This window comes from Mycobacterium sp. THU-M104 (assembly GCF_049197365.1).
Classification (GTDB): Bacteria; Actinomycetota; Actinomycetes; order Mycobacteriales; family Mycobacteriaceae; genus Mycobacterium.
The window spans coordinates 1-16,711 of the sequence record NZ_JBMIOP010000148.1 but is presented as its reverse complement, the minus strand read 5'-3'; the positions used below and the strand labels follow the sequence as shown (position 1 = coordinate 16,711).

19 protein-coding genes are annotated in these 16,711 nt (G+C 68.1%); 14 read left to right on the top strand and 5 right to left on the bottom strand.

The features are described 5' to 3' along the window. The first annotated feature begins 56 nt into the window (after nt 1-56). Both ACOJVU_RS12605 and ACOJVU_RS12600 read left to right on the top strand, forming a co-directional pair. Nucleotides 57-581: a hypothetical protein gene (locus ACOJVU_RS12605; protein ID WP_421530088.1), complete on the top strand. Its 525-nt coding sequence runs from the start codon at nt 57-59 to the stop codon at nt 579-581. Nucleotides 582-597: 16 nt separating this feature from the next. Continuing rightward, the gene (locus ACOJVU_RS12600) at nt 598-1,131 is read left to right on the top strand and encodes a hypothetical protein (RefSeq protein ID WP_421530087.1); all 534 of its coding nucleotides are present in this window, start codon (nt 598-600) and stop codon (nt 1,129-1,131) included. Between the two features lie 13 nt (nt 1,132-1,144). Here ACOJVU_RS12600 and ACOJVU_RS12595 read toward each other — a convergent pair whose 3' ends face one another. Then, nucleotides 1,145-1,444 carry a type II toxin-antitoxin system VapB family antitoxin gene (locus ACOJVU_RS12595; RefSeq protein WP_421530083.1) on the bottom strand — a complete coding sequence of 100 codons (300 nt, stop codon included), beginning with the start codon at nt 1,442-1,444 and terminating at the stop codon, nt 1,145-1,147. Between the two features lie 175 nt (nt 1,445-1,619). On the opposite strand from ACOJVU_RS12595, the gene hrcA reads away from it, so the two are divergent. The 5 genes from hrcA to ybeY all read left to right on the top strand — a co-directional run bounded on the left by hrcA (nt 1,620) and on the right by ybeY (nt 6,425). Continuing rightward, nucleotides 1,620-2,651: a heat-inducible transcriptional repressor HrcA gene (gene hrcA / locus ACOJVU_RS12590; protein ID WP_421530082.1), complete on the top strand. Its 1,032-nt coding sequence runs from the start codon at nt 1,620-1,622 to the stop codon at nt 2,649-2,651. 66 nt (nt 2,652-2,717) lie between these two features. After that, nucleotides 2,718-3,872 carry a molecular chaperone DnaJ gene (dnaJ, locus tag ACOJVU_RS12585; protein ID WP_421530081.1) on the top strand — a complete coding sequence of 385 codons (1,155 nt, stop codon included), beginning with the start codon at nt 2,718-2,720 and terminating at the stop codon, nt 3,870-3,872. Nucleotides 3,873-3,895: 23 nt separating this feature from the next. Further along, a complete protein-coding gene (locus ACOJVU_RS12580; protein WP_421530080.1) occupies nt 3,896-4,693 on the top strand; it encodes a 16S rRNA (uracil(1498)-N(3))-methyltransferase in 798 nt (265 codons plus the stop codon). Nucleotides 4,694-4,825: 132 nt separating this feature from the next. Then, a complete protein-coding gene (locus ACOJVU_RS12575; protein WP_421530086.1) occupies nt 4,826-5,884 on the top strand; it encodes a PhoH family protein in 1,059 nt (352 codons plus the stop codon). Nucleotides 5,885-5,891: 7 nt separating this feature from the next. Further along, nucleotides 5,892-6,425 (top strand): rRNA maturation RNase YbeY, encoded by a 534-nt coding sequence (gene ybeY / locus ACOJVU_RS12570; RefSeq protein ID WP_421530079.1) that lies wholly within the window; start codon nt 5,892-5,894, stop codon nt 6,423-6,425. Nucleotides 6,426-6,437: 12 nt separating this feature from the next. Here the strand turns inward: ybeY and ACOJVU_RS12565 are convergent, their stop codons facing one another. After that, the gene (locus tag ACOJVU_RS12565) at nt 6,438-7,610 is read right to left on the bottom strand and encodes a cytochrome P450 (RefSeq protein ID WP_421530078.1); all 1,173 of its coding nucleotides are present in this window, start codon (nt 7,608-7,610) and stop codon (nt 6,438-6,440) included. A gap of 212 nt (nt 7,611-7,822) precedes the next feature. On the opposite strand from ACOJVU_RS12565, the gene ACOJVU_RS12560 reads away from it, so the two are divergent. Both ACOJVU_RS12560 and era read left to right on the top strand, forming a co-directional pair. Next, the gene (locus tag ACOJVU_RS12560; RefSeq protein ID WP_421530077.1) at nt 7,823-9,130 is read left to right on the top strand and encodes a hemolysin family protein; all 1,308 of its coding nucleotides are present in this window, start codon (nt 7,823-7,825) and stop codon (nt 9,128-9,130) included. A gap of 96 nt (nt 9,131-9,226) precedes the next feature. Beyond that, nucleotides 9,227-10,126 (top strand): GTPase Era, encoded by a 900-nt coding sequence (gene era, locus ACOJVU_RS12555; protein WP_421530076.1) that lies wholly within the window; start codon nt 9,227-9,229, stop codon nt 10,124-10,126. A 48-nt stretch (nt 10,127-10,174) separates the two neighbouring features. On the opposite strand, the gene ACOJVU_RS12550 is transcribed toward era, so the two are convergent. Then, nucleotides 10,175-11,629: an amidase gene (locus ACOJVU_RS12550; protein WP_421530075.1), complete on the bottom strand. Its 1,455-nt coding sequence runs from the start codon at nt 11,627-11,629 to the stop codon at nt 10,175-10,177. A gap of 61 nt (nt 11,630-11,690) precedes the next feature. Between ACOJVU_RS12550 and recO the strand changes: the two genes are divergently transcribed. From recO to ACOJVU_RS12535, 3 genes are read left to right on the top strand one after another with little or no spacing between them, the layout of a single operon-like run. Beyond that, complete coding sequence (gene recO, locus ACOJVU_RS12545; protein ID WP_421530074.1) at nt 11,691-12,488, top strand: DNA repair protein RecO; 798 nt, start codon at nt 11,691-11,693, stop codon at nt 12,486-12,488. Next, nucleotides 12,481-13,374: a decaprenyl diphosphate synthase gene (locus ACOJVU_RS12540; protein WP_421530073.1), complete on the top strand. Its 894-nt coding sequence runs from the start codon at nt 12,481-12,483 to the stop codon at nt 13,372-13,374. The genes recO and ACOJVU_RS12540 overlap by 8 nt, the downstream gene beginning before the upstream one ends. 14 nt (nt 13,375-13,388) lie before the next feature. Continuing rightward, nucleotides 13,389-13,817: a hypothetical protein gene (locus tag ACOJVU_RS12535; RefSeq protein WP_421530072.1), complete on the top strand. Its 429-nt coding sequence runs from the start codon at nt 13,389-13,391 to the stop codon at nt 13,815-13,817. Nucleotides 13,818-13,821: 4 nt separating this feature from the next. Here the strand turns inward: ACOJVU_RS12535 and ACOJVU_RS12530 are convergent, their stop codons facing one another. After that, on the bottom strand, nt 13,822-14,214 hold the full coding sequence (locus tag ACOJVU_RS12530) for a Fur family transcriptional regulator (RefSeq protein WP_421530071.1): 393 nt from the start codon (nt 14,212-14,214) through the stop codon (nt 13,822-13,824). Continuing rightward, nucleotides 14,211-14,627 (bottom strand): ArsR/SmtB family transcription factor, encoded by a 417-nt coding sequence (locus tag ACOJVU_RS12525; protein WP_421530070.1) that lies wholly within the window; start codon nt 14,625-14,627, stop codon nt 14,211-14,213. The genes ACOJVU_RS12530 and ACOJVU_RS12525 overlap by 4 nt, the downstream gene beginning before the upstream one ends. Before the next feature lie 188 nt (nt 14,628-14,815). Between ACOJVU_RS12525 and ACOJVU_RS12520 the strand changes: the two genes are divergently transcribed. Next, nucleotides 14,816-16,228: a glycine--tRNA ligase gene (locus ACOJVU_RS12520; protein WP_421530085.1), complete on the top strand. Its 1,413-nt coding sequence runs from the start codon at nt 14,816-14,818 to the stop codon at nt 16,226-16,228. A gap of 394 nt (nt 16,229-16,622) precedes the next feature. After that, on the top strand, nt 16,623-16,711 hold an 89-nt coding region (locus tag ACOJVU_RS12515; RefSeq protein WP_421530084.1), incomplete at its 3' end, for a PPE domain-containing protein.

Here is a 16,711-nt window from a genome sequence, read left to right as displayed (position 1 = left end):
ACACTGAGGCACCACTGATCGCTGCGGGCGGCACACACCGAGGGGGAGACCCGAGCATGAAGAACTTCACATCGATCGCCACCGGCATGGCGGTCCTGGGGGCGTTTGCCGCCGCAGCCGTCGGCGTGACGTCCGTCGCGTCCGTTCCGGCCGCCGGCCCCGCGCAGGTCCAACTGGCCGCGGTCGGCGCGCCCCTGCCGCAGGACCCGCCGGCCCCGGCCCAGGGCGCGAACGTCCCGACTGCCGCGCAGCTGACCGACGTGCTGAACAACCTGGCCGACCCGAACGTGCCGTTCGCCGACAAGGGCAACCTGGTCCAGGGCGGGATCAGCGGCATGGAAGCCCACGTCGCCGACAAGAAGCTGAAGAAGGCCGCCAAGAACGGGGACCTGCCCCTGTCGTTCGCGGTGACCAACATCCAGCCGGCCGCGCCCGGCTCGGCCACGGCCGACGTGGCGGTGTCGGGTCCCAAGCTGGCGGCGCCGGTCAGCCAGAACATCACATTCGTCAACCAGGGCGGCTGGGTGCTGTCCCGCTCCTCGGCGATGGAGTTGCTGCAGGCTGCAGGCCAGTCGTCCTAACATCACGTTCGGCTCTATCGAAGGGAAAACCGTGAAACGGGTAGCAACGGTAGCGGTCCTGGCCGTCATCGGCGGCTCAGTCGCAGGCGCAGCGTTCAGTGCACCGTCGGATGGCCTCGTTGGGATCCAGCTGGCGGCAGTGGGGACACCCCTGACGCCGCTGCCGCAGAACCCCCCGTCCCCGGCGCCGGGGCAGAACCTGCCGACCGCTGAGCAGCTGTCGAATCTCTGCAACCAGGTCACCGATCCCGGCGTGTCCTACACGACGAAGAACGACCTGGTCGAGAATGGCATCAGCCCGGACGAGGGCCACGTCGCCGACCACGAACTGCGCAAGGCCTACCGGCACGGGAACTTCCCGGAAACGTTCACCGCGACGAACGTCGCGCCGGCCGGCCCGAACGCCGCCCAGGCCGACGTGGCCATCGCCGGCCCGAAGTTCGCCGGGCCGGTCACCAAGCGCCTCGCGTTCGTCAACCAGAATGGCACCTGGGTCCTGCAGCACGACGCCGCGATCGCGCTGATTCAGGCGGCGACGGCGACGGACTGACCGGTCCGCGCGCTCAGCGCAGGTCCATGTCGAACACCCGGGCGTGCAGCACCGTGCGGTTCCGCAGCGCGGCGCGCACCGCGCGGTGCAGGCCGTCCTCGAGGTAGGTGATCCCCTTCCAGCGCACCGCGTGCGGGAACAGGTCGCCGTAAAAGGTGGAGTCTTCGGAAAGCAGCCGGTCGAGCGCGAGCACCGTCGTCGTGGTGACCAATTCGTCCAGCCGGAGCTGCTGGGGGGGTATTCGGGACCAGTCTTTGTAGGACAGCCCGTGCTCGGGATAGGGCTTCCCCTCCCGCACGCCTTTGAAGATCATGGATCGATCATCGGCGATTCCGGCCCCGTCGCATCGGCCGGGCCGCACGGGTTCATGCTCGATAGGCTAGCCGGAAAGCCCTTCCCGCCGCTGATGCTCTCTGCTGCTGTCGGGCAGCGGAGAGCGGGGCCCGTAAAATCAACCCGGTCAGCAGGTGTCAGGGAGGTGACCAACAATGGGTAGCGCCGACGACCGTCGCTTCGAGGTGCTGCAGGCCATCGTCGCCGACTTCGTCGCCACCAAGGAACCCATCGGTTCCAAGTCCCTGGTCGAGCGTCACAACCTGGGGGTGTCGTCGGCGACGATCCGCAACGACATGGCGGTGCTGGAGGCCGAGGGCTACATCGTGCAGCCCCATACCAGCTCGGGGCGCGTGCCCACCGAGAAGGGCTACCGCGAGTTCGTCGACCGGCTGGAGGACGTCAAGCCGCTGTCGTCGGCCGAGCGGCGCGCGATCCAGGGCTTCCTCGAGTCCGGCGTGGACCTCGACGACGTGTTGGGCCGGGCGGTGCGGCTGTTGGCGCAGCTGACCCGCCAGGTGGCCGTGGTGCAGTACCCGACGCTGTCGTCGTCGACGGTGCGGCATCTTGAGGTGATCGCCCTGACCCCCGCCCGGCTGCTGATGGTCGTCATCACCGACTCCGGCCGGGTGGACCAGCGCATCGTCGAGCTCGGCGACGTGATCGACGACTACCAGCTTTCTCAGTTGCGCGACATGCTCGGCCAGGCGCTGATCGGCAAGAAGCTGTCGGCGGCCTCGGTCGCGGTGGCCGACCTCGCCGGGCAACTGCGTGGCCCCGACGGCCTCAGCGACGCCGTCGGCCGTTCGGCGACGGTGCTGCTGGAGTCGTTGGTCGAGCACACCGAGGAGCGCCTGCTGATGGGCGGTACTGCGAACCTGACCCGCAACGCCGCGGACCTCGGCGGCTCGCTGCGTTCCATTCTCGAGGCCCTCGAGGAGCAGGTCGTGGTACTGAAGCTGTTGGCGGCCCAGCAGGAAGCCGGCAAGGTCACCGTGCGTATCGGTCACGAGACGGCCGTCGAGCAGATGGTGGGCACCTCGGTGGTGACCGCCGCTTACGGCACCTCCGACACCGTCTACGGCGGAATGGGTGTGCTGGGGCCCACCCGAATGGATTACCCGGGAACTATTGCCAGCGTTGCCGCGGTTGCTCTCTACATCGGCGAAGTGCTCGGTTCCCGGTGAACATGCTCGTGCATAATGCTCAGGCTTGCGCAGGCGCGGCGAAAACCAGGTAGAGGAGACTCAAGCGTGGCACGCGACTATTACGGCCTGCTCGGCGTGAGCAGGAACGCCAGCGATGCGGACATCAAACGCGCCTACCGCAAACTGGCGCGCGAATTGCATCCCGACGTCAATCCCGACGAGGCCGCGCAGGTGAAATTCCAGGAAATCAGCGCCGCCTACGAGGTACTGAGCGACCCGGAGAAACGCCGGATCGTCGACATGGGCGGGGACCCGCTGGAAAACGCGGCGTCGGGTGCCGGAGGTTTCGGCGGCTTCGGCAACCTCGGCGACGTGTTCGAGGCTTTTTTCGGCGGCGGCTTCAACGGCGGCGGGACCTCTCGGGGCCCGATCGGCCGAGTCCGGCCCGGCTCGGACTCGCTGCTGCGGATGCGCCTCGATCTCGAGGAGTGCGCCACCGGCGTCACCAAACAGGTCACCGTCGACACCGCGGTGTTGTGCGACCGCTGCCAGGGCAAGGGCACCAACGGCGATTCCGCTCCGGTCCCGTGCGACACCTGCGGTGGACGCGGGGAGGTGCAGACGGTCCAGCGTTCGCTGCTGGGCCAGGTCATGACGTCCCGGCCCTGTCCCACCTGCCGCGGGGTAGGCGTGGTCATCCCCGACCCGTGCCACCAGTGCATGGGCGACGGCCGGGTGCGGGCGCGTCGGGAGATCAGCGTCAAGATTCCCGCCGGTGTCGGCGAGGGCATGCGGGTGCGACTCGCCGCGCAGGGTGAGGTCGGCCCGGGCGGTGGGCCCGCAGGTGACCTGTACGTCGAGGTGCACGAACAGGCACACGACATCTTCGTCCGGGAGGGCGACGACCTGCATTGCACGGTTTCGGTGCCGATGGTCGACGCGGCGCTGGGCGTCACGGTCACCGTCGACGCCATCCTGGACGGCATGAGCGAGATCACCGTCCCGCCCGGCACGCAGCCGGGGACGGTCATCACACTGCGTGGCCACGGGATGCCACACCTGGGAACGGGCGTCCGAGGTGATCTGCTCGTCCACGTCGAGGTGGTCGTCCCCGCCCGGCTGGACCACCGGGACACCGAATTGCTGAGGGAACTGAAGAACCGCCGCAGCCGTGACGTGGCCGAGGTCCGTTCCTCGCACGACGCCGCTAACGGGGGCGGGCTGTTCAGCCGGCTGCGCGAAACCTTCACCGGACGTTAGCCGGCCGTCGTCAGGGGTTGTCCATGGTGGCGACGCTGTTCTACATCGATGCGCTGCCCGATGCCGGCGCGGTTGCCGGTGTCGGCGGCGACGAGGGATTCCATGCGGCCACCGTGCGCCGGATCCGGCCCGGTGAGCAACTGGTGCTCGGTGACGGCGCCGGGGGCCTGGCCCGCTGCGAGGTCGAATACGCGGGCCGCGACGGGTTGCGCGCGCGGGTGCTGGGACGGTGGAGCGTCGCGCCCGGACGGCCCCGGATCACCGTCGTGCAGGCGCTACCCAAGTCCGAACGTTCAGAGCTCGCGGTCGAGCTGGCCACCGAAGCCGGCGCCGACGCGTTCGTCGCCTGGCAGGCGGACCGCTGCGTCGCCACCTGGACGGGCGCCCGCGTCGACAAGGGCCTGCGACGCTGGCGCGCCGTCGCCCGCTCGGCGGCCCGGCAATCCCGTCGCGCGCACATCCCGCCGGTCGAGGGCCTGCTGTCCACCGCGGCACTCACCCGGCGGATCTCCGACGAAGTGGCCGCCGGGGCGACGGTGCTGGCGCTGCACGAGTCGGCGACCGGTCGGTTCGCCGATATACTCGCGGATCATACTGTTGCGCAAGCAGATTCGATTTTTCTCGTGGTCGGCCCGGAGGGCGGGATCGCACCGGGGGAGATCGCCGCGCTCACCGACGCCGGCGCGGTGGCGGCCCGGCTCGGCCCGCAGGTGTTGCGGACGTCGACGGCGGCGGCGGTGGCGCTGGGTGCGCTGGGGGTGCTCACCGCACGCTGGGACCCGGACGCCGAGTGCGCATCCGGCGGCGCGACACGCCACTGATGCGTTCCAGATGACACGGTCGCCGGCGCACCGTGCTGCAAACGCGCGCTTGGGAGGGATCCCGGCCGGCGTTAGACTGGTGGTTTGCAGCGTGACCCCGGCATACACGAGCAGGCAGGCATCGGAAACCACGTGACGCCCCGCGAGACCAGCGCCGATGACGCACCCGCAGTTTCGAAGGTGCCTGCTCAGGTCGGTATCAGCATCGACGTTCCGCCCGATCTCATCGTCGGCCTGTTGGGCTCATCAGACGGGAACCTGCGCGCCCTCGAAAGTGCGCTCAACGCACACCTGCATGTGCGGGGCAACGCCGTCTCCGTGTCCGGCGACCCGGGTGACGTCGCACTCGCCGAGCGGGTCATCTCCGAACTGGTCGCCATCGTGGCCGGGGGTCAGCCGTTGACGCCGGACGTGGTGCGCCACAGCGTCGCCATGCTGGTCGGCTCCGGCAACGAGTCGCCTGCCGAGGTGCTCACCCTGGACATCCTGTCGCGGCGCGGCAAGACGATCCGGCCCAAGACGCTGAACCAGAAACGCTACGTCGACGCCATCGACGCCAACACCATCGTCTTCGGGGTCGGCCCCGCCGGCACCGGCAAGACGTACCTGGCCATGGCCAAGGCAGTTCGCGCCCTGCAGACCAAGAAGGTGACCCGCATCATCTTGACCCGGCCCGCTGTGGAAGCCGGCGAACGCCTTGGTTTTCTCCCGGGCACTCTGAGCGAGAAGATCGACCCCTACCTGCGGCCGCTTTACGACGCGCTCTACGAGATGATGGACCCCGAGCTGATCCCGAAGCTGATGTCCGCCGGGGTCATCGAGGTCGCTCCGCTGGCCTACATGCGCGGCCGTACGCTGAACGATGCGTTCATCGTCCTCGACGAGGCGCAGAACACCACCGCCGAGCAGATGAAGATGTTCCTCACCCGGCTCGGATTCGGCTCCAAGATCGTCGTCACCGGTGACATCACCCAGATCGACCTGCCCGGCGCCGCCCGGTCCGGCCTGCGATCGGCGATGGAGATCCTCGACGACGTCGACGACATCCACCTCGCGGAGCTGACGAGTGCGGACGTCGTTCGGCACCGTCTGGTCTCGGAGATCGTGGACGCCTACGCGAAGTTCGAAGAGCCCGGCCTGACCATGAATCGGGCGGCGCGCCGGTCATCGGGTGCGCGGGGTCGCCGATAGTGGTCCCATGAGCATCGAAGTCTCCAACGAGTCCGGCATCGACGTCTCCGAAGCGGAACTGGTCAGCGTCGCGCGGTTCGTCCTGGCGAAGATGGACGTCAACCCCGGCGCCGAACTGTCGATGGTGTTGCTGGACACCGCCGCGATGGCCGACCTGCACATGCGGTGGATGGACCTGCCCGGCCCGACCGACGTCATGAGCTTCCCGATGGACGAGCTCGAACCCGGCGGCCGCCCCGACGCTCCCGAGCCGGGGCCGGCCATGCTCGGCGACATCGTGCTGTGCCCAGAATTCGCCGCCGAGCAGGCTGCGGCCGCGGGCCACAGCCTCGGCCACGAGTTGGCGTTGCTGACCATCCACGGTGTGCTGCACCTGCTCGGCTACGACCACGGCGAGCCGGACGAGGAGAAGGAAATGTTCGCCCTGCAGGACAGCTTGCTCGAAGAGTGGGTGGCCGAGCAGGTCGAGGCATACCGGCAAGACGTGCAGGGCGAGCGTGATCGCCGACTGCTGGACAAGTCCAGGTATTTCGAAATCTGAGCCGGCCGAGGCTCAGCAGGCCGGGCCCCACCGCAGCGGCAGACTGCTCGGCATGACCGCGCCGCCCGGGGTAAACGTGAAGCGCGGCGTGAAATCGGGCTCCAACTCGAAATCTGTTATCGCATTGAGGAATTCGTTGATGATGACGGTCAGCTCCATGCGGGCCAGGGCTTTGCCCAGGCAGCGATGGATTCCCGCTGCAAAGCTCTGGTGACGCTTGGGTTGGATTTTGCCGTCGTCGGTCACGCTCACCGACGACCCGTCGCCGGCCTCAAGGTTCGTCGTCGCCAAGCACAGGACTACCACCGAGCCCGCCGGTATCGTGACGCCGGCGAGCGTCACCTGGCGCGCGGTGAAGCGCCCGATGAACGGAAACGGCGTCTCCAGCCGCAGCAGCTCTTCGATGAACGCCCCGATCCGGTCGGGGTTGTCGCGCAGGCAGCGACGAAGCCGCCGGTCGCGTGCCAGGTACAACAGCGCCGACCCGATGGCTGCCTGGATGGCGTCCTGTGCGGAGCACAGCAGTGCGTAGAACCCGATCACCTCGTTCTCGGTGAGCGGGTCGGCACCGGTGAGCAGCTGCGAGGCGAGCGCCGGCCGCTCGTCGCCCGTGATGGTCTCGACGAGGTAGGCGAACAGCCCGGAGGCGTGGGGTGACCCGGGCGTGTCCCAGTTGACGTCCTGGGCCCACGCGGCCAGCTTGTCCCGATCACCCAGCGGAAGCCCGCACAGTGCCGTCAACACGCCGAAGGGGAACGGAATGGAGACGTCGGCGATTGCGTCGCACCCGCCGCGGGGCAGCAGAGCACCGATCAGCGCCGATGCCTGCTCCCGCAGCGCGGGCAGCAGCTCATCGGCCGCGCGCGCGGTGAAGTAGGGCTGCAGAATCCGGCGGAAGCGCGAGTGCGCGGGCGGGTCGTAGGCCAGCGGGACCGGGGTCGGCAGCGGTTTCATCCCGGCGCCGGGCAACGGGAGCGGCTGCCTGCGTGAGCTGAAGGTGGCGTAGTCGCCCAGCGCCGCGAGCACGTCTTCGCGGCGGGTCACCAGGTAGTAGCCGCCCATGCCGACGAACACACCTTCGGCCTGAAGCTCGCGCCAGTACTCCTTCGGGTCGGCCGCGATCACGGTCCGGTCGGCATCGGCGAACGGGGGCAGCGTTGGGGGGAAGTCGCTCACCTGACCCACCGCCGTATGGTGCGACCGGTTGCACACGAGCCCGCAGCGTAGAGCAGAATACTGTGGTATTGCTGGTAAGTTCGCGGGTCGTCACGGCAGGTCTCGGAGCCGGCCGAGGCACCGGCGCAGGCGTTGAGCGTCGGGGTGACCGGCGCGGCGCGGCCGATGTGTCAAAATGTCCGCATGGCAGGAAGTTTGCCGGACACCGCGGCCTTCGACCTGTGACCGGACTGAATGAGTTGCTCGGCGCGATCGCGCTGATTGTCCTGGGCGGGCTCTTTGCGGCGATCGACGCCGCTGTCGGCACGGTGTCGCCGGCCCGCGTTCAGGAGCTGGTGCGCGACGAGCGGCCAGGCGCGGCGGCGTTGTCGCGGGTGATGGCCGAGCGGTCGCGCTACATCAACTTGATGGTGCTGCTGCGGATCACCTGCGAGATCACCGCGACGGCGCTGCTGGTGGTGTTCTTCCGGCACGCCCTGAGCGTGGACGGGGGATTGTTCGTGGCCGCGATCATCATGGTGGTGGTCAGTTTCGTCGTCGTCGGGGTGGGCCCGCGCACGCTCGGGCGCCAGCACGCGTACTCGATCTCGCTGGCGACCGCCGTTCCGCTGCAGGTGATCTCGTGGTTATTGATGCCGATCAGCCGGTTGCTGGTGGTGCTGGGCAACGTGCTCACGCCGGGCCGGGGCCTGCGCAACGGGCCGTTCGCATCCGAGATCGAGCTGCGCGAGGTCGTCGACCTGGCCCAGCAGCGCGGCGTCGTCGCCGCCGATGAGCGCCGGATGATCCAGTCGGTGTTCGAACTGGGCGACACCCCTGCCCGCGAGGTGATGGTGCCACGCACCGAGATGATCTGGATCGAAAGCGACGAATTGGCCAGCCGGGCAATCAACCTGGCTGTCCGCAGCGGCCATTCCCGCATCCCGGTGATCGGCGAGAACGTCGACGACATCGTGGGTGTCGTGTATCTGAAAGATCTTGTCCAGCATACGTTCTTGTCGGACAACGGCGGACGGGACACGGCCGTGGCCCAGGTGATGCGTCCGGCGGTGTTCGTGCCGGACTCCAAGCCGCTGGACGCGCTGCTGCGGGACATGCAACGTGACCGCAACCACATGGCCCTGCTGGTCGACGAGTACGGCGCGATCGCAGGCCTGGTCAGCATCGAAGACGTGCTGGAGGAAATAGTCGGGGAGATCGCCGACGAGTACGACCAGGCCGAGACGGCGCCGATCGAGGATTTGGGCGGCAAACGCTTCCGTGTCTCGGCGCGGCTGCCGATCGAAGACGTCGGGGAGTTGTACGGGGTGGAGTTCGACGGTGACCTCGACGTCGACACCGTGGGCGGCCTGCTGGCCCTGGAACTGGGCCGGGTGCCGCTGCCCGGCGCCGAGGTGGTGTCGCACGGGCTGCGCCTGCACGCCGAAGGGGGGCTCGACCATCGGGGGCGGGTGCGGATCGGCACCGTCCTGCTCACCCCGGTGGAGTCCGACGGGTCCAACGGAGCGGAGGCCGGCCGTCATGGCTGAGTGCCGGCACGCCGAGCGTGTACTCACGGCGAGAATTCCCGCTTGGGCTCAAGGGGTGCTAGGTCGCACTGTGTGTACGTTCGAGAAGAGGCTGGTATGACGGACTTCCGTTCGGGGTTCGTGTGCCTGGTGGGTCGGCCGAACACCGGCAAGTCGACGCTGACCAACGCCCTGGTGGGTGCCAAGGTGGCAATCACCTCGAAGCGGCCGCAGACCACCCGGCACACCATCCGCGGGATCGTGCACCGGGAGAACTTCCAGATCATCCTGGTCGACACCCCCGGCCTGCACCGGCCGCGTACCCTGCTGGGCAAGCGGCTCAACGACCTGGTCCGCGACACCTACGCCGAAGTCGACGTGATCGGGCTGTGCATCCCGGCCGACGAGGCGATCGGCCCCGGTGACCGGTGGATCGTCGACCAGATCCGTGCGGTCGCGCCCCGGACCACCGTCGTGGCGATCGTCACCAAGATCGACAAGGTGCCCAAGGAGCGGCTGGTCGCGCAGCTGGTCGCGGTCAGCGAGCTCGTCGGCGACACGGCCGAGGTCGTGCCGGTGTCGGCGGTCCGCGGTGACCAGGTCGACGTGCTGATCGACGTCTTGGCCGAGGCCTTGCCACCCGGTCCGGCGTACTACCCCGACGGCGAGCTGACCGACGAGCCGGAGGAAGTCCTGATGGCCGAGCTCATCCGCGAAGCGGCCCTGGACGGGGTGCGCGACGAACTCCCGCACTCGCTCGCGGTGGTGATCGACGAGGTCAACCCGCGCGAGGGTCGCGACGATTTGATCGACGTGCACGCCATCCTCTACGTCGAGCGGTCCAGCCAGAAGGGGATCGTCATCGGCAAGGGAGGGGTCCGGCTGCGGGAGGTGGGCACCGCAGCGCGCACCCAGATCGAAAAGCTGCTGGGCGCCAAGGTCTATCTCGACCTGCGGGTCAAGATCGCCAAGAATTGGCAGAGCGACCCCAAACAGCTTGGTCGGCTTGGTTTCTGAAGTCGTGTCTTCTCTCGTCCGTAGCGGACAGGTCGCTGCTAAGACGCTTCAGGTGGTCCACCACACCTTCGGCTGCTTGCTCGCCCAGCCGCAGACGGCTTCCAGTTCGGCGGCCAATGAGATCAGCATGGGTTCGCTGTCCGCAGGACCCATCAACTGCACCCCGATCGGCAGGCCGTCAGAGGTGAATCCCGCCGGCACGTTGATTGACGGCCAGCCCAGTACGTTCCACGGCCACGTCGCCGGGCAGGCGCGGATCATGGCGCGGTCGAGGCGATAGCTGCCCAGCCTGTCGAACGCGCGCACTTGGGGGGGCGGCTGCGCGGTGGTCGGTGCCAGCACCACGTCGACGATGTCGAAGATCGAGCCGACGCGGCGCTGGGCGGCGGCCTCGTGGCGGCGGGCGCTGCGCAGCGTGGACTGTCCCAGCACGTGGCCGGTGCGCAAGTTGGACAGGGTGCGCGGATCCAGGGTGACGCCGTCGCCCAAGCGCTCCTCCCACTCACGCAGCCCCGCGGTGGACCGGACCAGAAAGTCCCACGACAACCGCAGGCCATAATCGGGGTTGCCGGGCACCACGGTGTGGCCGAGCAGTTGGAGTTGCTTGGCCATGGCGCGTGTCGCCGCCGCGATCTCCGGGTGCAGTTTGGCTCGAAAAACGGTGAACGGGAACCGGGTTGACAGTGCGACGGTCAGCGGGCCGGGGGCTTTCCCGACGTAGTCGGACACCGTCAGCGGGGAAGGCTTGTGCCGGTCGCCTTCGACGTTGCCGGACGCCGCGTCGAGCACCAGGGCCGCATCGGCCACGGTGCGGGCCAGCACACCGTTGACCGTGATGCCGTTGAACGCCTCCGGCAGCGGCCAGGTGGAGATGCGGCCCCGCTGCGGCTTGATGCCGACCAGGTGGGTCCACGCGGCCGGGATGCGGACGCTGCCGGCGCCGTCGGAGCCGATCGCTGCGGTGACCAGGCCCGCGGCCACCGCAGCCGCGCTACCGCCCGACGATCCGCCCGGGGTGTGCCGCCGGGACCACGGGTTGCGGGTGTGCCCGAATCCGGGTCCGCTGGTGAACGGCCATTGGCCCAGTTCACAGGTGTTGGTCTTGCCCACGATCACCGCGCCGGCCGCCTTCAGGCGGCGAACAACCTCGGCGTCCTGGGCGGCGGGGCGTACATTCCCGTCGGTCCCGTACGCGGTGGGCACCCCGGCAACATCGACGTCGTCCTTGACCGCGATCGGGATGCCGAGCAACGGGGAGGTGTCGCCGGCGGCCCGGAGACGATCGGCCTCGGCCGCGTCGGCCAGCGCCGACTCGGTGAGCACCACCCGGAAGGCGTTCAGGCTGGACTGGCTGACGTGGATGGCGTTCAGGGAACCACGCACCAATGTGTCCGACGTCACAGAGCGACTGGCGAGCTGATAGAGCAGGTCAGTCAGTGTAGGCAAGGGCTGGCCGCCGGAACCGGGAGCGGGTCCGGCAGCGGACCCAGGAGCGCCAACCACGGGGTACGAGACTATCGGCGCGGATACCCGCGATGTCGCGGCGGGGTGCAAAACTGTTGTAATGCGGCTGTATCGAGACCAGGCGGTTGTACTGCGCCAGCACAAGCTCGGCGAAGCCGACCGGATCGTCACCCTACTGACCCGCGAGCACGGGCTGGTTCGCGCAGTGGCCAAGGGCGTGCGCCGCACCCGCAGCAAATTCGGCGCTCGGCTGGAGCCCTTCGCGCACATCGACGTCCAACTGCACCCGGGCCGCAACCTGGACATCGTCACCCAGGTGGTGGCGATCGACTCGTTCGCCACTGACATCGTCAACGACTACGGCCGGTACACCTGCGGGTGCGCCATGCTGGAAACCGCCGAACGCCTCGCCGGCGAGGAGCGGGCACCCATCCCGGCCCTGCACCGGCTCACGGTGAGCGCGCTGCGGGCGGTGGCCGACGGGCACCGTCCCCGCGACCTGCTGCTGGACGCCTACCTGCTGCGCGCCATGGGTGTCGCGGGGTGGGCGCCGGCGCTGGTCGAGTGCGCTCGGTGCGCCACGCCCGGGCCGCACCGAGCGTTTCACATCGCCGCCGGAGGCAGCGTCTGCACGCACTGCCGTCCGGCCGGTTCCACCACCCCGCCGCCGGGGGTGCTGGACCTGATGTGCGCGTTGCACGACGGCGACTGGGAGGCTGCCCAGGTGGCGCCGCAATCACAGCGCAGCCATGTCAGCGGACTGGTGGCCGCGCACCTGCAATGGCACCTGGAGCGGCAGCTCAAAACGCTGCCACTGGTCGAGCGGACGTACCGGGCCGACCGCACGGTCGCCGACCTGCGTGCGGCAACAGCCCGGCAGGACCTGGCCTGTGGCTAAAAAGGCCGATCGCACGGCGAAGCCGATCGACTTCCCTCAGTTGCCACCCGCCCCCGACGACTACCCGGTCTTCCCCGACACGTCGAGGTGGCCGGTCGACTTACCCGAGTTGCCGCCCGCGCCCGGCGGTGGTCCGCGCAGGCCCCCCCAGCACGTTTCGAAGGCGGCCGCGCCGCGCATACCGGCCGCCCGGCTGCCCAACCATGTCGCGATCGTGATGGACGGCAACGGCCGCTGGGCCACCCAACGCGGGCTGCAACGTACCGATGGGCACAAGATGGGCGAGGCTGTGGTGATCGACATTGTTTGCGGCGCAATCGAACTCGGTATAAAGTGGCTCAGCCTTTACGCATTCTCCACCGAGAACTGGAAGCGCTCGCCCGAGGAAGTCCGGTTTCTGATGGGTTTCAACCGGGACGTGGTGCGACGGCGCCGCGAAAACCTCAACGAGATGGGCGTCCGGATCCGGTGGGTGGGGTCGCGGCCGCGGTTGTGGCGCAGCGTCATCAACGAACTGGCGATCGCCGAGGCGATGACGGACGGGAACGACGTCATCACCGTCAACTACTGCGTCAACTACGGTGGTCGCACCGAAATCGCTGCAGCAGCAAAGGAAATCGCTCGTGAGGCGGCCGCGGGCCGGCTGAACCCGGATCGCGTCACCGAGTCCACGGTCGCCCGCCACCTGCAGCGGCCCGACATCCCCGATGTCGACCTGTTCCTGCGGACGTCGGGGGAGCAGCGCTCCAGCAACTTCATGCTGTGGCAGGCGGCCTACGCCGAGTACATCTTTTCCGACAAGCTGTGGCCCGATTACGACCGCCGCGACTTGTGGGCTGCCTGCGAGGAATATGCTTCTCGCAACCGGCGATTCGGGAGTGCCTGATTCGGGAGTGTTCAGTGGCGTCATTGCAGGAGCGTCTGGAGTCCGTCCTCGTCGACATTGTTCCCGCTGACGAGGAACCCGACGGTGCGCTGACAGTCCGCCACGGAGGCACCATCGCGTCGTTGCGGGTGGTCAACATCGCCGAGGACCTCGACCTGGTCTCGCTCACCCAGGTGTTGGCGTGGGATCTGCCGCTCACCGAGAAGGTCGCCGACCAGGTGGCCAGGCAGGCTCGGGACAGCAACTTCGGCAGCGTGACGTTGGTGGAGAAAGGGAACGACAAAGCGGTGCAGCACAATTCCGGCAAGGACGTGGTCAAGAGCGCCGACGTGATCATGCGGTACAACTTCCCCGGCGCCGGTCTGACCGACGACGCCCTGCGCACCCTGGTCCTACTGGTGCTCGACACCGGCGCCGAGATGGCCCGCCAACTGGTGTCTTGACCGGTCAGGACCTGCACTCCGAGCACAGGCCGAAGATCTCGATGGTGTGGCTGGCGTCGGAGAAGCCGTGCTTGGCGGCCACTTCGGCAGCCCACTGTTCGACCTCGTGGTCGCCGACCTCGATCGTGGAGCCGCAGTTGCGGCACACCAGATGGTGGTGATGGTGTTCCGAGCACCTGCGGTAGGCCGACTCGCCGGTGTCGGTGCGCAGCGTGTCGACCATCCCCGCCGCCGCCATCGACTGCAGCGTCCGGTACACGGTCGTCAGCCCGATGTTCTCGCCGCGGCGCCGTAGCTCGTCATGCAACTCCTGCGCCGAGCGGAATTCGTCGATGTTTTCCAGCAGGGAGGAGATGGCCGCTCGTTGCCGGGTGGAGCGCACACTGGGTCCGGTCATGCGTCTTCGCCGGCGTGGGCGACGGCGTCGACGACGATGTGCGCCAAGTGGTGGTCGGCGAGCCGGTACATCACTTCTCGGCCCGCGCGCTCGCCGGTCACCACGCCCGCCGCCTTGAGGATCTTCAGGTGCTGGCTGACCAGCGGTTGTGGCACGCCCAGTGCGTCGACCAGCTCGTGCACGCAGCGGTGGGATTCGCGCAGCTGCAACACGATGGCGATCCGCACGGGCGCGGCCAGCGCGCGCAGCAGTTCGCCGGCGGCGTCGAGGATCTCCCGCGGGGGCGGCACCGGGTACCCGGCGAACGCGGCGTGCTCACCGGGGCCGGCCGGGCCGTGCTCGTGGACGGCCAGACCCAGCTCGGGTCGGCTGTCGCCGTCGGCGGCCGTCGGTGTGCGGGAGGACGTCGCCATGGTGGAGTGATCACCTCGAGAAGTGACGGAAATAGGGAGGGCTGACCGCGGACCCGACGGTACGGCCGGCCTCCACTGTCACATGCATGATGACGCATGTCAAAGACCGGGAGGCCGGTGGATACCATGACTGCAGTTTTGTCCGCGGCGGATCCTCGCCGCACGTGTCTTCCCCGATCCGAGAAGGAGTGCACCGCGCCGTGGCGTCCGTCATCGACACCGTAGTGAACCTCGCCAAACGGCGGGGCTTCGTCTATCCCTCGGGCGAGATCTACGGCGGCACCAGGTCGGCGTGGGATTACGGGCCGCTGGGTGTGGAGCTCAAGGAGAACATCAAGCGGCAGTGGTGGCACTCGGTGATCACCGGCCGTGATGATGTGGTGGGTCTGGACTCCTCGATCATCCTGCCGCGACAGGTCTGGGTGGCCTCCGGCCACGTCGAGGTGTTCCACGATCCGCTGGTCGAATGCCTCAACTGCCACCACCGGCACCGCCAGGACCACATGCAGGAGGCCTATGTGGCCAAGAACGCGGCGAAAAAAGATCTCCCGTCCCCCGACTCGGTGCCGATGAGCGAGATCACCTGCCCGGACTGCGGCACCAAGGGCCAGTGGACCGAGCCGCGCGAGTTCAACATGATGCTCAAGACCCACCTGGGGCCGATCGAGACCGAGGAGGGGGTGCACTATCTGCGGCCGGAGACCGCGCAGGGCATCTTCGTCAACTTCGCCAACGTGATGACGACGGCCCGCAAGAAGCCGCCGTTCGGGATCGGGCAGATCGGCAAGAGCTTCCGCAACGAGATCACCCCGGGCAACTTCATCTTCCGGACCCGCGAGTTCGAACAGATGGAGATGGAGTTTTTCGTCGAGCCGTCGACCGCCAAAAAGTGGCACCAGTACTGGATCGACACCCGCCGGCAGTGGTACGTCGACCTCGGCATCGATCCGCAGAACCTTCGGCTCTACGAACACCCCGCCGAAAAGCTGTCCCACTACTCCGACCGCACCGTCGACATCGAGTACAGGTTCGGCTTCGCCGGCAACCCGTGGGGTGAACTCGAGGGCGTGGCGAACCGGACCGACTTCGACCTGTCCACCCACGCGAAGCACTCCGGCGTGGACCTGTCGTTCTACGACCAGGCCACCGACGCGCGCTACACCCCGTACGTCATCGAGCCCGCGGCCGGTCTGACCCGGTCGTTCATGGCGTTCCTGATCGACGCCTACACCGAGGACGAGGCCCCCAACGCCAAGGGCGGGATGGACAAGCGGACGGTGCTTCGGCTGGACCCGCGGCTGGCGCCGGTCAAGGCGGCGGTGCTGCCGCTGTCGCGGCACGCCGACCTGAGCCCCAAGGCCCGCGACCTGGCCGCCGAGCTGCGCACGTGCTGGACCATCGACTTCGATGACGCCGGCGCCATCGGCCGCCGCTATCGGCGCCAGGACGAGGTCGGCACGCCGTACTGCGTGACGGTGGATTTCGACTCCCTGCAGGACGGCGCCGTGACCGTGCGCGAGCGCGACTCCATGACGCAGGAGCGGGTCGCGATGACTGCCGTCGTCGACTACCTGGCGGCGCGGCTCAAGGCGTGCCGGTGATTGTGCCCGCGGCGGTTCTTCGCGTGCGCGCCTGATCGCCTTTGCCGCACGGTCGCGGCGATCGTTCAGTTGCGCTCCGAGTCGGCGTCGGAGGGGAAATCTGACCAGGTTCACCCGGATTTTTTCTGGCGTCATTGTCTGGCGTCATTGTCTGGCGTCATTGTCGCTTTACCGGGCACGGTAGTTGGCGCGGTTGCGCAGTCGGGCGGACGAATCATCGGGACCTGCCGCAGGTCGGTGCATCGGTTTAAAAGTTTGGAGAAAGCATGGGTTTTGCTGGGGAAGTGCTCTACGCTCTATCCATGGCGGTCGGGCACCATCGGCCGACCCGCAATGGCAGTGGCATCTGATTGGTCGTCAAAGCCGTTGATCGGCTGAATATGGTGGGGTGTAGATGTTTCCTTCGTTTCCGTGGTTGCCGCCGGAGATCAATTCGGCGCTGATGTTTTCGGGTGCGGGATCCGGGCCCCTGTTCACGGCATC